The sequence below is a fragment of the Pedobacter sp. PLR genome (assembly GCF_026239675.1).
Lineage (GTDB): Bacteria > Bacteroidota > Bacteroidia > Sphingobacteriales > Sphingobacteriaceae > Pedobacter.
In genome coordinates this window covers 207,322-221,617 of the sequence record NZ_JAPIVQ010000006.1, presented here as the reverse complement: position 1 = coordinate 221,617, position 14,296 = coordinate 207,322, and the positions used below count along the sequence as shown (strand labels likewise).

Sequence of the window (14,296 nt, the reverse complement as noted above, 5' to 3'; positions counted from 1 at the left end):
TTTGATATATCAATTTGAGTTCCAAATCATACGGAAAGTTTAAAGCGCAGGAGAAATATTACATTAGGATTAGTAAGATTTGCCTAATAAAATTGGCTTTGGCGAGGTGTTTGCGGATATTTAATTCGTTATCGGTGCTACAATTTACAAGCAAATAAGCAAAAAATATTTTTTATCATCGTTAAAATAAGGTCAGATTGTAATATTAAATCCCTGGTCTTGCTCTTTACAGGAATATATTTTCTTCTTTTGTAAACAAAACACAACTTATGCAAAAAGGCACTTTATTTTTAATACCTGTACCTCTGGCAGAAAATGCTGCCCAGAAATCTTTTACCCCTTTTCTAGGCGATACCATCAACGCGATCAGCACTTATATTGTTGAGAATGAGAAATCCGCCAGAAAATTTTTGAAAGAGGCTGGATTGAAAATGCCACAGAGTGAGCTGGTGGTTCATGATTATGGCAAACATCAGCGTAATGCCTCTTTAGCACCTTATTTTAAAGAGCTGGGTGAAGGAAAAGATGTAGGCCTGATGAGTGAAGCCGGATGCCCGGGAGTAGCAGATCCAGGTGCTGAAATCGTTGCCGAAGCACACAGAAGAGGAATTAAAGTCGTTCCTTTGGTAGGACCGAGTTCGATTCTACAAGCATTAATGGCTTCAGGATTTAACGGACAAAGCTTTACTTTCCACGGATATCTGCCTATTGATAAGGTAGAAAGAGCGAAAAAAATTAAAGAAATTGAGTTATTGTCGACTAAAAATAAGCAAACGCAAATTTTCATGGAGACACCTTTCAGAAATAACCATTTGTTTGAAGACGTATTGAAAAATGCTTCTGCACATGCGATGTTATGTGTAGCTTCTAATATCAATTCAGAAGAAGAATATATCAAAACACTATCGGTAACATTCTGGAAAAAGGAACGTATCGACCTTCATAAAAAGCCAACGATCTTTTTGCTGTATAAACCAGCTTAATCTCCGGAAAGGGGCTTAGCGGTACATGTTTTTATTGTCTATGAAAGACAAGACATTATCCGGAACAAAATATTGAACATTTCTTCCATCTTTTAACGCTTTGCGAATAAAGGTAGAAGAAATGTCCATTTGCGGGGTATCCGTAATGGTAATTGAAGGGTGGTTTTCCCACTCTTTTACGTCTACACCCGGTCTTGGGTAGACATAAATCTCATAATTTTTCAGCAGCGTTTCATAGTTCTTCCATTTTTTCAGGGAACTAAGATTATCTGCACCCATGATCAGCACAAACTCTCTTCCGGGGTACTTTTCCTGGAGGTAAGCTAAGGTATCAATGGTATAAGAGGGTTGGGGAAGGCCAAATTCAATGTCGCTTACCTTGATATGGTCGGCGCTTTCCGTGGCTAGTTTAGCCATTTCCAGCCGGTCATACATATTTGTCAGCCCGGTTTTATTTTTCAGGGGATTATGTGGCGAAACCACCAGCCATACCTCTTTAAGCCCGGTAAAGCCCGCCATGTAATTGGCGATCACCAGGTGTCCGATATGGATGGGATTAAAAGAACCAAAAAATAACCCTGTTTTCATCTATTTCTTATTGATAAAGTCACCTACCAGCTGCTCCGCTTCTTTACAAGCAGTTTCCAGATCGTAGTTTTTCAAAATCACATCAAATTTATCTGCATAGGCCAACTCTTTCTCCGCTTTTACAAAGCGTTCCTGAAGTTTTTCCTGACTATCAGTACCTCTTCCGGTTAAACGCTCTTTTAAGATCTCTAAAGATGGTGGCTGAACAAATATAGCCAATGCATCATCTTCATATTTACGTTTAAGGCGTAAGCCACCTTCTACATCAATGTCAAAAATTACGTGTTTGCCGGTACTCCAGATACGCTCTATTTCAGACCTCAATGTGCCATAAAAAGTGCCGGTGTATACTTCTTCGAATTCTACAAATTCCTGATGTGCTACTTTATGAAGAAAGCTTTCCTGAGAGATAAAATAATAATCTTTTTCATGTTCCTCATCACCTCTTGCCGGACGTGTAGTCGCTGAAATAGAGAAGCTTAATGTTGGGAATTTCTGTAAAAGATGTTTTACGATAGTGGTTTTGCCCGCGCCGGAAGGTGCAGAAAATATAATGAGTTTACCTTGTGTCATGCTTACTTATAAAACGTTTAATAGTTGTTCTTTAATTTTCTCCAGCTCTTCTTTCATCCCTACTACTAACTGTTGTATTTGTGCGTCATTTGCTTTAGCACCCATAGTATTGATTTCTCTACCAATTTCCTGGGAGATGAATCCTAATTTTTTACCGTTGGCATCCTTGCTTTTTAAAGTCTGCGTGAAATAATCACAGTGACTTTGCAGGCGTGTTTTTTCTTCGGTAATGTCTAATTTGTCGATGTAATAGATCAATTCCTGCTCTAAACGGTTCTGATCAACGTTGATCTTACCTACGTTTTCTTCCAAAAACTGGTTCAATCTGGCCTTAATCTGTGGAATTCTTAGGGGTTCTAACTCTTCCACCTGAGCAAAAAATTGTAAGATATTTTTGATTCTCAGTTCCAGATCCGTCTTTAAAACGTTTCCTTCGGTAAGTCTGAACTGATTAAAGCTGTCTAAAGCCTTGTTGAATGTGCTGTATAAGATATCCCAATCGCCTTCATTGATTTCTTCTTCCTGGTAGCTGATGACCTCAGGGAAGCTCAAAACGGCCTGTAAAAGATTGGTTGAGTTTGCGCCCAGATCCACATTAATGGCTTCCAGTTGCTTGTAATATTTGCTCAATAACGCCGCATTGATGGTTGCGCCTTTCAGACTTTCTTCGCCACGGTCGATGTTAATAGAAACACTTACTTTTCCACGCTCAATCTCTTTACTGCAAACATTACGCAATAACAACTCCTTTTCGGAGAAAGCCCGGGGAAGTTTTAAGTTGAGTTCTAAAAACTTACTGTTTAAAGACTTAATCTCTACTGCAAACTTGATGTTTTCATGATCAGTAGAGGCCAGGCCGAAGCCCGTCATTGATTTTATCATGTGCAAAGATATAATTTATTGTTAAAATGATTAAACCTATGTTACTTAATGACGCAGAGATCTCATTGGCTGCTAACCTTTTTCTCTTTTTTTTGTTAAATATAGAATAGATTTTAAGGGCTGTCAATGGTTAAAATAGCGTCATTAATGGGTATTTTAACTTTTTTTAACGCATTTGGTTGAAAAACAATGGTTAAGTTTACAAAAAAACGATACAAAATGAAGTTTCTACATCTCCTTACACTGTCATTTGGCGTGTTTTTCTTTACGGCGATGCCATCAGCCTTCTCTCAACAGGAGTTTATACTGCGTGGGGTGGTGAAAGAGCGGGGAACAAATACCAGAATACAAAATGCTCAGGTGATCAATAAGCGCAATGGATATACAGTATTCACTACTGATTTGGGGCTTTTTCAGCTGAAATCAGCAGTAGGGGATAGCCTTTTAGTGATTAAAAGAGACTATTCTGATGGTGAAGCAGGTGTATTTACCACGGCCGACCTGACTATTTATCTGAATAGAGGGACGAACTTGCAGGAAGTGAAAATTATTGGACAAACGAAAAAGCAGGAATTGAATGATATTAAACGCGAGTTTAAAAATAAAGGCTCTTTTTATCAGGGGAAACCACCGCTTTTGGCTTACATATTCCAACCTTTAACAGCAATGTATGAGCTATTTGGGCGTACACCTAAGAATGCCCGAAGATTTGGAAGGTATTACGACAATGAGCTTAAACAAACCCAGGTAGACGGTCTTTTTAATGAATCAATGATTCAGAGCCATACCGGCCTTAAAGGGAAAGACCTGGAGCAATTCATGCTCAATTACAGGCCTGACTACGAAAAAACTCAAAATTGGGCGGAATACGATGCCATAAAATACATTCGTGATTCCTATAAGCAGTATACGGATACCTTAAAAAAGAAACCCTGAATTAAATGGATAATGCTTCGCAGGCTTTTTCAGCTGCAAGCTTCTCTGCATTCTTTTTATTGTAATCGCGACCGATTCCATAACTTTCACCTTCTACAACAGCACTGATGGTGAATAGCTTAGCGCTATCTCCTTCCGTGTTCTGAATCATGTCAAAAGTAATGTCTTTTCCATGGCGCTGGCACCATTCAATCAATTTACTCTTGAAATTCGTTTCTGTAAGTTCCAGCGTATGAATGTCTATGTAAGGCTTAATGATTCTTTTCAACAAGAAATCTTTGGTATAATTATATCCTTTATCCAGATAAACCGCACCGATTAAAGCCTCAAAAGCATCTCCAAGCATGGAATGATGTTTGGTTTGAATGTTTACCGCTTTCTGATCGAAGACCATCAGCTGGTCAAAACCCATTTTTCGTGCAAGCTGATTCAGATTAGCCCTGTTCACGATTTTTGAACGCATTTCCGTTAAAAAGCCTTCTTCTTTGTAAGGATAGGCCTTGAAAAGGACTTCTGCGATAACAGAGCCTAAAATAGCATCTCCAAGAAACTCAAGACGTTCATTGCTACTTCTGCTTCCGTTCTTCAGAACTTTTGCTACAGACCTGTGCCTGAATGCCATTTTGTATAAAACAGTATTTCCAGGAACAAAGCCTAAAATATTTTTTAGCTTTTTTATAAAGACCTTATCTGTTGACAAATAAAGCTTGTACAGGTCGAATAACGGCATTAATTATTACAAAAATTAGTGGATCATATTTGTGAATAGTCTCCTTTTACAGAGACTAATTATTATTCTTCGTACTTTTTGAATATCACAGATGCATTATGACCACCGAAGCCAAAAGTGTTGCTTTGTGCAGCACGAATGGTGCGTTTTTGAGCCTTGTTGAACGTGAAGTTTAATTTAGGATCACATTCAGGATCATCAGTAAAGTGATTGATCGTTGGTGGTACTATATCATTCTGGACAGCAAGGATTGCAGCAATAGCTTCAATAGCACCTGCAGCACCTAGTAAATGGCCTGTCATTGATTTAGTAGAGCTGATGTTTAGCTTGTAAGCATCCTCACCGTATAAATCAACAATTGCCCTGCTTTCGGAGATATCTCCCAGCGGAGTCGAAGTACCATGAACATTGATGTAATCAATATCTGCGGTAGTTAAACCTGCATCTTTTAAAGCATTTGACATTACCATTCTCGCGCCAAGTCCCTGAGGATGAGGTGCGGTAATGTGATTCGCATCTGCGCTCATTCCTCCGCCGACTAATTCAGCATAGATCTTCGCACCGCGTTTTTTCGCATGTTCTAACTCTTCAAGGATGATCGTTCCTGCTCCTTCACCCGCAACAAATCCATCTCTGTCTTTGTCGAACGGCCTTGAAGCTGTTTTTGGATCATCATTTCTGGTGGATAGTGCATGCATTGCATTGAATCCTCCGATTCCAGCCTCATTAATGATGGCCTCAGAACCTCCGCTAATGATCACGTCACACATATTCAAACGAATATAGTTGTAAGCATCAATCATGGCGTTAGTGGATGAAGCACAGGCAGAAACAGTGGCAAAATTCGGTCCGCGTAACCCATATTTTATGGAAATATGGCCGGGAACGATGTCAATAATTACCTTAGGGATGAAGAACGGATTTATGCGTGGTGTACCATCGCCTAAAAAGAAGTTCTTCATTTCGTCCTGAAATGTTTTAAAACCGCCAATACCTGATCCCCAGATAACGCCGATACGGTTGCAATCTAATTGTGAAAAATCAAAATTACCATCCTTAACTGCCTCATCTGTTGATACTAAAGCGTATTGAACAAATGGATCTAACTTGCGGGCTTCTTTTTTGTCTAAAAAATCTTCAGGATTGAAGTTTTTAAGTTCACATGCAAACTTCGTCTTGAACTTTGATGTGTCAAAACCTGTAATAGGGCCAGCGCCGCTCACGCCATTCAGCAAACCATCCCAGAATTCTGGGATCGTATTGCCAATTGGAGTGAGCGCACCCAACCCTGTAACTACTACTCTTTTTAATTCCATTTATACGGATTATACGGAGACCGTATTTTTACTTAACGTTTTTCTCTAAGTAAGCAATTGCTTGACCAACAGTACCAATAGTTTCAGCCTGATCATCAGGAATCGCTACATTGAATTCTTTTTCGAACTCCATAATAAGCTCTACTGTATCTAAAGAATCAGCACCTAAGTCGTTAGTGAAAGAAGCTTCTGGTGTAACTTCGTTTTCATCCACACCTAATTTTTCAACGATAATAGCCTTAACTCTTGAAGCAATATCAGACATAATGTTTATAATTTAATGGTTAAATAATTCAGTGCAAAGAAAAATAAATAATTACACATTTCAAATGTTTTTATTTCTCTTCCAATTTTAATGTTTTTATTTTGAACATTAATGTAAAATTAGTTTTATAATTTTGTAATTCCCGTAAAAAAGTGTGTTTTGAACAAAACTTATTTAAAACTGTCCTTAGATCTTGATTTTGTTTTAATCGCCATTACAGCTTCATTGAAGGATTATATGCTCTGTCATAAGGTCAATACCAGCTTAAATTTCGACTTCGAAAAGATTGAAGATCACGAAGTTTACTTCAATGTGGATGAAAATCCGCTGGCCTTTTCGAAGTATTATTTTTTTGTAGAACAAGGCGAAATCGAGTACTATATCATCAATAATCGCAACGCAGAGGGATTTTTAATCCCCGAAATGAATAAAGTTGACTTTTTTATGATAATTCATCAGTATATTGACAAAGAAGACCTGAATTTTATTTTAACCGGCCTGAACAAACTAGCTGATATTCAGGTAGCTGCGCAGATTGATCCAAAAAAATTGAAGTCACGGGAAAATTTGGTAATGTAAATTTTATATTGAAGGTGTATTAAATACACTATATTTGATTTTATAAGATTCAGAAATAAAATATTAATAACCAGGGCAACATCGGTTTTCGACATCAGAACCTTCATTTTGTTGGTCCATATAAATTTAAGTAACCAAAATGAAACCATTTCATTCCAGAACAAAAATCGTAGCGACGCTTGGTCCTGCTTCAGCAAAACCAGAAGTTTTATTTAGCATGTTTAATGCCGGACTTGACGTATGCAGATTAAACTTCTCACACGGTTCTCAGGCAGATCACCAGGAAGTTTTAAATACCATCCGTAGTCTTAATAAAAAACACAATTATAACGTAGGTATTCTTGCTGATTTACAGGGTCCTAAGATTAGAATTGGAATGGTAAAAGACGGTGGTATTCACTTAGTTAACGGTAACAGGACGGTCATCACGACTAAAGAATGTATCGGTAATGAAGAGCGTATCTACATCACTTATAACACTTTCCCTCAAGACGTAAAAGCAGGTGAAATCATCTTGTTAGATGATGGTAAACTTCAAATGAGAGTTATCGAAACTAACCTTGTTGATGAGGTAGTTTGTGAGATTGTTCATGGTGGTATCCTGACTTCAAGAAAAGGGGTAAACCTTCCAAATACTAAAGTTTCTATCCCTTCTCTAACTGTAGAAGATCGTAAAAACTTAGATTTTGTATTGGAAAATGATGTAGAATGGATCGGACTTTCGTTCGTTCGTAACGCTGCAGACATCGTTGAATTAAAAGAAATTATCAAACAAAGAGGTAAAACTGCACGTGTAATTGCGAAGATTGAAAAACCTGAAGCAATTGCAAATATTGATGAAATCATCGCAGTTTCTGACGGTATCATGGTTGCCCGTGGTGACCTGGGTGTTGAAATGCCGATGGAAGAAGTTCCATTGTTGCAAAAAATGATCGTTCAGAAATGTAGAGCAGCTTCAAAACCAGTAATTATTGCAACACAAATGCTGGAAAGCATGATCACTACACCAAGGCCAACACGTGCAGAGGTGAATGATGTAGCCAACTCAGTACTTGATGGTGCAGATGCAGTGATGCTAAGCGGAGAGACTTCAGTAGGTGAATTCCCGCTGATTGTTATCGAAACTATGCAGAAAATCATTCAGAACATCGAAGTTAACAACTATCCATTCCATCCGGAAAAGTTCCTTAAACCGAAATCTGAGAGCTTCCTGAGCGATGCAATTTGCGATACTGCTTGTTTCTTATCAAAACAAACAAACGCTGTTGGTATCGTTTCTATGACGGTAAGTGGTTATACTGCTTTCGAAATTTCAAGTCACAGACCAAAAGCATTAACTTATATCTTCACCAGTAATGTATCTCTGCTTAACACTTTAAGCTTATTATGGGGCGTTCAGGGCTTCTTCTACGATAAGTTTGACAGTACTGATGATACCATTCAAGACGTAAATAACTTGCTGAAAGAATACAAAATGATCAAAAAAGGTGATGTAATCATCAATACCGCGGCTATCCCAATGGAGAAAAAAGGGAAAACTAATATGTTGAAAATTACTGTAATTGATTAATCTCTTGTAGCAATCAAAATTTTTTCTACTTTTGCAATCCGCAAAAAGGAGAGGTGTCCGAGTGGCTGAAGGAGCACGCTTGGAAAGCGTGTGTACCTCCAAAGGGTACCGAGGGTTCGAATCCCTCTCTCTCCGCGAATTACAAAAGTATAAAAGGGTTATTCCATAAGGAGTAACCCTTTTTTTATGTCGTTCCAGGTTGTTACCTGATTTTAAAATGTTCAATCAGTTGCATTAATCCCGATGGGTATATTCCAACCCAGAGGATTAATAAGGTTAAAACCGATAATACGATGCTGCTGATCAGGTAAAAAACCGGTTGTACCTTTTTCTCCTGGCCGGAGGCACTCTGTTGTCCGGAAAAGAGCGTAGTAATGATACGAAGGTAATAGTATAAACCAAGGACGCTGCTGAGTACCAAAACCAGCGCTAGTACCCAAAATCCAGTTTGCATACCCGCAGACAGGATATAAAATTTCCCTATGAAACCCGCAGTAAGGGGAATTCCCGCAAGGGAAAGTAAAGCAGTACTAAAAATACAGGCCAGCACCGGATGATCCCAAAACAAGGCTTTGTAATTATTTATATTTTCCATATCGTTTTCTTTGCCGGATAGGATCGTAATGATGCCAAATGCAGTTAGCGTGGTCGCAAAATAAGCAGCTAAATAAAAACTAACCGCAGGAATACTCATCGGATTACCGGGAATGAAAGCAACTAATAAATAGCCAAGGTGAGCAATTGATGAATAGGCCAGCAACCTTTTTATATTTTTTTGTTGCAGGGCAAGGAGGTTCCCAATGATCATAGAAGCAATGGCAATAGCGATTAGGACCAGCATTAATGCCTGGAACCTGAAACCATCAATCGCAATAAAAAAACGAATCAGCACTGCAAATACACCTCCTTTAGAGACCGTCGCAATAAAGGCAGTAACGGGTGTAGGAGCCCCCTGATACACATCGGCAGTCCACATGTGAAAAGGAACTACGGCTAGTTTAAACCCGATTCCGATCAGCATCAATCCGAAACCGGTAAGAAACAAGGGGGGGAGGGAGGAAACTGTAGCCAGTTTTACGGTCATTGCTGAAAAATTCATGGTGCCCAGTTGAAAATAAATTAAGGCCATTCCGAAAAGGAGGAAGGCGGAAGAGAAGGCCGCTAAAACCAGGTATTTAATGCCGGCTTCGATATTGTGATGACGGGCCCGTAAATAGGCGATAAGCGCATATAGGCCAACAGTAAGAACCTCCAGGCCAAGAAATAAAGAGATGAAATGATTGCTGACGGCCAATACACAACCGCCAAGGGTACACAGAAAAAGCAAGACATAATATTCCTTTGGACTTTCTTCTTTACCTTCAAAATAGAGGTAGGAAATGATGTTGATTACCAGACTTGAAAAAATAATCAGGCCTGTAACGAAGGTCGAAAAATCATCAATTACAAATAGGGGGTCAATGAAATATGGGAGTGGTTTTTGTAATTGGAACACCGCTAAAAAAGAGAGGACAAATAATATTAAACTGCTGATCTGAATGCTACGGTGACTAAATTTCATGGCAATAAGTAACATGATCAGCACCGCAGATCCTGAGAGTACGAGCAATGGCATAAGCGCGGAAAGATCATTAGCGGTCATCATTTTAGGGTTTGATTATTGAATTCGGTATGGAAAAGCTGTTCAATTTGGTTGATCATAGGTCTGGCGGTGTTAATGACTGGCTGAGGGTACAAACCAAGCCATATAATGGAAATAGTAAGGACGGCCATGATGAATACTTCTCTCCATGAAAAGTCTGAAATTGGTGCTGTTTCGGGTGTAGGGCCAAGAAATACTTTCTGGATCATCCTTAAGGAATATATGGCGGAGAAGATAAGACCGATGGTAGCAGGCACCGTAAGCCATACGCTCGATTTAAATGCGCCTAATAAGATGAGGAATTCCGCAACAAAATTTCCCAATCCAGGTAATCCCAGGGCAGCCATAGCAAATAATACCGCTATTGCGCCCATTTTTGGCATCTGGAACCACAGTCCGCCCATCTCATCTAATTCCCTGGTGTGGAGACGTTCTTTTAGCATGCCTGCCATGATAAACAGCGCCCCTGTACTGATGGCATGGGTCAATAGTTGCATCACTACACCCTGCAATGCCAGTTCATTAAAAGCAAAAATTCCTAAAACCACAAAGCCCATATGGCTTACACTGGTATAAGCGATAAGGCGCTTAAGGTCGGTTTGTGAGAAGGCAAGGATAGCACCGTAGATAATTCCAATGACACCCAGCAGCATGGCCCATGGCGCAAATGTTTTTGCCACTTCAGGGAATAGCGGTAAAACGAACCTTAAAATGCCATAAGCTCCGGTTTTCAATAGTAATCCTGCCAGAATTAAACTCCCTGCTGTTGGTGCTTCACTATGTGCATCGGGTAGCCAGGTGTGAAAGGGGACAAGAGGTAATTTTACCGCAAAGGCGATCATGAATCCCATCATCAGCCAAAAGGCCGTCTGTGGAGCCATAACCGTTCCCAGTAACCCGAAGTAATCAAAGGTATAAATACCGGTACTCTGCGCATGAGTAAAATATAAAGCAAGAATAGAAATGAACATTAACAGTCCGCTAGCCTGGGTGAAAATGAAGAATTTGTAGGCTGCATATTCCCGGTTTTTACTCCCCCATATGCCAATCAGAAAGTACATTGGAATCAGCATGATCTCCCAGAAAAAGTAGAAAAGGAATAGATCCATGGCCATAAATACGCCTGAAATACCCGCCAAAATCCAAAGCAGATTAAAATGATAAAAGCCATGATGTTCTGTGATCTCTTTCCAGGAGCATAATATGGCAAGAATCCCAAGGAAAAAAGTTAGCATTAACAGCAGGAGGCTTAATCCATCAATGGCCAGATGGAAGCTGATCCCAAAAGAAGGGATCCAGTTTTGTTGGAAATCCATCAGCCAGACTCCCGTAGAACCGATGTTTATGGCTGCGTAATGTTCAACCCAGAAAGAGATCAGGGCAATAAAACCGATAATCAGGGTATATAGGGAAATCCACCGGGGCAAGGTTTTGTTCCATTGCCCAACCAGGAGGGCTAGTAAGCCTCCTCCCATTAACAGACCGATGAGCCAGACGAGTATCATAACATGATTTGTATACCTAAAATGATGATTGCACCGACAACAAGACCCATAATATACCACCTTAGTGATCCTGATTGCGTAAATGATAAAAACCGGTAGAGCGCAACAGAGATCAAAGTGATGCCCTGATAAATTTTATCTACGACATCATTTTTGTTGATGTTAGCTATAAAAACAAACGGACGTACGATTAGTGTTTGGTATAGTTGATCAAAGCCCCAGCCGGAATGCCAGAAGGTATAAAGGCGGAGTAGCACTTCATTGCGTTTTAGTTGTTCAAGACGTTCGGGTTGTTTATACCATAAAATGTAAGCAGTATAAATCCCGCTGAAAGTCGCCAGAGCTCCAAGTAACTGAAAGAAAACCTCTCCATTTGCGGTAGATTTTAACAGGGTTTCAGGTAATACCTGATGAAGAAAGTCTGAAAAAAGGGTTAAAGAACCAAAATTATGGGGTAGCTCGATAAAGCCGGCACAAATGCTAAAGAAAGCAAGGATAATTAACGGAATGGTGATCAATTTACCCGGGTGTCGGTCTACCTCTGTTTTTGCTTCCCCCCAGAAAGTAAGCATGACCATTCTCGTGGTATAAAGTGCAGTAATGAAAGCACCTGAAAAGGCAATGAGCCATAGCAATGGGTTTCCATTTTTAGCGGCCCATGCAAACCAAAGAATCTGATCTTTACTGTAAAATCCGGAACTGATTAAAGGCAAGGCAATTAATGAGGCTGAGCCAATAACAAAGGTCCCGAAAACGACCGGAAGTTTAGTTCTGAGCCCTCCCATCTTAAACATATTGTGTTCATGATGTAATGCCTCTATCACTGCACCTGCAGCGAGGAAGAGCAGCGCTTTAAAGAAAGCATGAATCATAAAATGGAAAATAGCCGCTGTCCAGGCACCCAGGCCTAATGCCAGAAACATATAGCCGATCTGGCTGACGGTGGAATAAGCAAGTACCCGCTTGAGGTCATACTGAGTAAGTGCACTGAAGCCTGCAATGAACAAGGTTGCGGCCCCGATTGCTGCGATTATCAGCTGCACCGTTGGGGATAATTCGAAGATCACATGCATCCTCGCGATCAGGTAAACACCTGCGGTTACCATGGTTGCCGCATGAATCAGGGCACTTACCGGAGAAGGCCCGGCCATGGCGTCAGGAAGCCAGGTTTGAAAAGGTAGCTGAGCGGATTTCCCTAAGGCTCCGGCAAGTAATAATAGGGCAGTTATGGTGGCTATTGACGCCCCCGGCTGCCATAAAGAAGTGGCTTTCGCTAAAATGTCCGGAATCAGAAGGGTGCCAAACTGATAAAAGATGACAAAAATTCCAATGGCCATGGCGGTATCACCAATGCGGGTGATGATAAATGCTTTTCGGGCAGCATAACCATTTTCAGGATGCTCATACCAAAAGCCAATCAGTAAGTAGCTGCAGAGTCCCACACCTTCCCATCCCAGATATAACAGCAGTAAATTATCCGCCAGTACGAGCAGCAGCATAGAAAACACGAACAAGTTCATGCAGGCAAAAAAGCGGGAATAGTCTTTGTCAAAGACCATAAAGGCGACGGAGTAAATGTGTATCAGGGCGCCGATGAAGGTGATCACAAAGACAAAAACCAGCGATAAAGCATCCAGATACAAGCTGATCTCCGGATGGAAATCTGCGATCTCCATCCAGGTCCATAAAGTTTGTGAATAGTGACCACTGGCTGGAGGTAGGGCAAGAAAGGTAATACCGATGATGATGGTAAATATGGCGGAAAGACTAACCGTTCCTGCACCAATTATGGCCACCCAAACCGGGGGCATACTCTTCCCTGTCAATGCCAGAATTAAAAAGCCGGCAAGGGGGAAAGCGGGGATAAGCCATAACAGGTGTTCCATAATTATCCTTTCATCTCTTTTAAATTGTCTATGTCAAGTGATTTATGTTGATGGTAAATCTGGAGGATCAGGGCCAGTCCAACGGAAACTTCTGCTGCAGCCATGGCCAGGATAAAGACGAACATTACCTGTCCGTCTGGTTGCCCCCAATGCGATCCTGCAGCTACGAAAGCCAGTCCTGATGCGTTTAACATCACTTCTATAGATAGCAGCATAAAAATGATGTTCTTCCGGATGATCACTCCGGCAATACCCAGGACAAATAGTAAGCCTGCCAGCAGTAAGATCATTTCCATAGATATTGTAGTTTTCATCGCGTTTCCTCCTCTTGTAAAAACCGGTGTAAAGTTGTTTTCTTATGCTGTCCGATATGAGCGGCACCTACTACGCCTGCCATTAATAACATGGCGGCAAGTTCCACTCCAATCAGGTATGGCCGGAACAGGGATATAGCGACTGTTTTTGCATCAACAGTCTGCTCAATCAGGTAGGATGTCGTGGGACTGCTGATCAGGTAAAATAATTCGGCAAAAAGGATGACCGATAAGATGGCCGGCCCAATCCATACCTTAGGCCTGAGCCATTCTTTTTCCTGAATTTCGGTTTCCTTGCCAAGGTTTAACAGCATGATCACAAAGATGAAAAGTACCATGATGGCCCCTGCATAAATGATAATTTCCAGCATTGCTGCAAAAGGGGCCCCAAGTAAAAAGAAGATGACCGATAAGGAAAGCAGGGAAATGACAAGGTACAACAGGGCATGCACGGGATTGTGCCTGGTGATGACCATGAGGGTAGATACCAGGGTCACAAATGCGGTGATGTAAAATATGATATCCAT

15 protein-coding genes and 1 tRNA gene are annotated in these 14,296 nt (G+C 40.6%); 5 read left to right on the top strand and 11 right to left on the bottom strand.

The genetic code is table 11. From position 1 onward, the window contains the following. The first annotated feature begins 269 nt into the window (after positions 1-269). Positions 270-983 (top strand): SAM-dependent methyltransferase, encoded by a 714-nt coding sequence (locus OQX61_RS16270; protein ID WP_265842852.1) that lies wholly within the window; start codon positions 270-272, stop codon positions 981-983. A gap of 15 nt (positions 984-998) precedes the next feature. Here the strand turns inward: OQX61_RS16270 and nadD are convergent, their stop codons facing one another. The 3 genes from nadD to OQX61_RS16255 are packed head-to-tail and all read right to left on the bottom strand — an operon-like array spanning position 999 to position 3,014. Beyond that, complete coding sequence (nadD, locus tag OQX61_RS16265; protein WP_265842851.1) at positions 999-1,571, bottom strand: nicotinate (nicotinamide) nucleotide adenylyltransferase; 573 nt, start codon at positions 1,569-1,571, stop codon at positions 999-1,001. Beyond that, positions 1,572-2,144 (bottom strand): guanylate kinase, encoded by a 573-nt coding sequence (gmk, locus tag OQX61_RS16260; protein ID WP_265842850.1) that lies wholly within the window; start codon positions 2,142-2,144, stop codon positions 1,572-1,574. It lies immediately after the preceding gene. 6 nt (positions 2,145-2,150) lie between these two features. Further along, positions 2,151-3,014 (bottom strand): YicC/YloC family endoribonuclease, encoded by an 864-nt coding sequence (locus tag OQX61_RS16255; protein WP_265843077.1) that lies wholly within the window; start codon positions 3,012-3,014, stop codon positions 2,151-2,153. Between the two features lie 231 nt (positions 3,015-3,245). Here OQX61_RS16255 and OQX61_RS16250 point away from each other — a divergent pair, with 231 nt between their 5' ends. Then, positions 3,246-3,962, top strand: coding sequence for a hypothetical protein (locus OQX61_RS16250; protein WP_265842849.1), 717 nt, complete (start codon positions 3,246-3,248; stop codon positions 3,960-3,962). 1 nt (position 3,963) lies between these two features. On the opposite strand, the gene rnc is transcribed toward OQX61_RS16250, so the two are convergent. From rnc to OQX61_RS16235, 3 genes are all read right to left on the bottom strand, one after another. After that, complete coding sequence (gene rnc / locus OQX61_RS16245) at positions 3,964-4,692, bottom strand: ribonuclease III (protein ID WP_265842848.1); 729 nt, start codon at positions 4,690-4,692, stop codon at positions 3,964-3,966. Between the two features lie 62 nt (positions 4,693-4,754). After that, the gene (gene fabF, locus OQX61_RS16240) at positions 4,755-6,008 is read right to left on the bottom strand and encodes a beta-ketoacyl-ACP synthase II (RefSeq protein ID WP_265842847.1); all 1,254 of its coding nucleotides are present in this window, start codon (positions 6,006-6,008) and stop codon (positions 4,755-4,757) included. Between the two features lie 28 nt (positions 6,009-6,036). Further along, the gene (locus OQX61_RS16235; RefSeq protein ID WP_008241990.1) at positions 6,037-6,273 is read right to left on the bottom strand and encodes an acyl carrier protein; all 237 of its coding nucleotides are present in this window, start codon (positions 6,271-6,273) and stop codon (positions 6,037-6,039) included. A 159-nt stretch (positions 6,274-6,432) separates the two neighbouring features. On the opposite strand from OQX61_RS16235, the gene OQX61_RS16230 reads away from it, so the two are divergent. From OQX61_RS16230 to OQX61_RS16220, 3 genes are all read left to right on the top strand, one after another. After that, a complete protein-coding gene (locus OQX61_RS16230) occupies positions 6,433-6,852 on the top strand; it encodes an IPExxxVDY family protein (RefSeq protein ID WP_182959055.1) in 420 nt (139 codons plus the stop codon). Between the two features lie 139 nt (positions 6,853-6,991). Beyond that, complete coding sequence (pyk, locus tag OQX61_RS16225) at positions 6,992-8,422, top strand: pyruvate kinase (RefSeq protein WP_265842846.1); 1,431 nt, start codon at positions 6,992-6,994, stop codon at positions 8,420-8,422. Between the two features lie 47 nt (positions 8,423-8,469). Then, positions 8,470-8,557 (top strand) — tRNA-Ser (locus OQX61_RS16220). A gap of 67 nt (positions 8,558-8,624) precedes the next feature. Here OQX61_RS16220 and OQX61_RS16215 read toward each other — a convergent pair. The 5 genes from OQX61_RS16215 to nuoJ are packed head-to-tail and all read right to left on the bottom strand — an operon-like array spanning position 8,625 to position 14,296. Beyond that, positions 8,625-10,067 (bottom strand): NADH-quinone oxidoreductase subunit N, encoded by a 1,443-nt coding sequence (locus OQX61_RS16215; protein WP_265842845.1) that lies wholly within the window; start codon positions 10,065-10,067, stop codon positions 8,625-8,627. After that, positions 10,064-11,569 (bottom strand): NADH-quinone oxidoreductase subunit M, encoded by a 1,506-nt coding sequence (gene nuoM / locus OQX61_RS16210; RefSeq protein ID WP_265842844.1) that lies wholly within the window; start codon positions 11,567-11,569, stop codon positions 10,064-10,066. The genes OQX61_RS16215 and nuoM overlap by 4 nt, the downstream gene beginning before the upstream one ends. Beyond that, positions 11,566-13,455 carry an NADH-quinone oxidoreductase subunit L gene (nuoL, locus tag OQX61_RS16205; RefSeq protein WP_265842843.1) on the bottom strand — a complete coding sequence of 630 codons (1,890 nt, stop codon included), beginning with the start codon at positions 13,453-13,455 and terminating at the stop codon, positions 11,566-11,568. The genes nuoM and nuoL overlap by 4 nt, the downstream gene beginning before the upstream one ends. A gap of 2 nt (positions 13,456-13,457) precedes the next feature. Further along, entirely contained in the window at positions 13,458-13,769 is a 312-nt protein-coding gene (nuoK, locus tag OQX61_RS16200) for an NADH-quinone oxidoreductase subunit NuoK (protein ID WP_265842842.1), read from the bottom strand. Further along, on the bottom strand, positions 13,766-14,296 hold the full coding sequence (gene nuoJ / locus OQX61_RS16195; protein WP_265842841.1) for an NADH-quinone oxidoreductase subunit J: 531 nt from the start codon (positions 14,294-14,296) through the stop codon (positions 13,766-13,768). The genes nuoK and nuoJ overlap by 4 nt, the downstream gene beginning before the upstream one ends.

Excerpts from the sequence above, each read along its gene's own strand:
- OQX61_RS16255 (WP_265843077.1), bottom strand. The coding sequence starts at position 3,014 with ATGACGGGCTTCGGCCTGGCCTCTACTGATCATGAAAACATCAAGTTT.
- OQX61_RS16250 (WP_265842849.1), top strand. The coding sequence starts at position 3,246 with ATGAAGTTTCTACATCTCCTTACACTGTCATTTGGCGTGTTTTTCTTT.
- nuoJ (WP_265842841.1), bottom strand. The coding sequence starts at position 14,296 with ATGGATATCATATTTTACATCACCGCATTTGTGACCCTGGTATCTACC.
- gmk (WP_265842850.1), bottom strand. The coding sequence starts at position 2,144 with ATGACACAAGGTAAACTCATTATATTTTCTGCACCTTCCGGCGCGGGC.
- nuoK (WP_265842842.1), bottom strand. The coding sequence starts at position 13,769 with ATGAAAACTACAATATCTATGGAAATGATCTTACTGCTGGCAGGCTTA.
- fabF (WP_265842847.1), bottom strand. The coding sequence starts at position 6,008 with ATGGAATTAAAAAGAGTAGTAGTTACAGGGTTGGGTGCGCTCACTCCA.
- OQX61_RS16270 (WP_265842852.1), top strand. The coding sequence starts at position 270 with ATGCAAAAAGGCACTTTATTTTTAATACCTGTACCTCTGGCAGAAAAT.
- nadD (WP_265842851.1), bottom strand. The coding sequence starts at position 1,571 with ATGAAAACAGGGTTATTTTTTGGTTCTTTTAATCCCATCCATATCGGA.
- nuoM (WP_265842844.1), bottom strand. The coding sequence starts at position 11,569 with ATGATACTCGTCTGGCTCATCGGTCTGTTAATGGGAGGAGGCTTACTA.
- OQX61_RS16235 (WP_008241990.1), bottom strand. The coding sequence starts at position 6,273 with ATGTCTGATATTGCTTCAAGAGTTAAGGCTATTATCGTTGAAAAATTA.
- OQX61_RS16215 (WP_265842845.1), bottom strand. The coding sequence starts at position 10,067 with ATGATGACCGCTAATGATCTTTCCGCGCTTATGCCATTGCTCGTACTC.
- rnc (WP_265842848.1), bottom strand. The coding sequence starts at position 4,692 with ATGCCGTTATTCGACCTGTACAAGCTTTATTTGTCAACAGATAAGGTC.
- pyk (WP_265842846.1), top strand. The coding sequence starts at position 6,992 with ATGAAACCATTTCATTCCAGAACAAAAATCGTAGCGACGCTTGGTCCT.
- nuoL (WP_265842843.1), bottom strand. The coding sequence starts at position 13,455 with ATGGAACACCTGTTATGGCTTATCCCCGCTTTCCCCCTTGCCGGCTTT.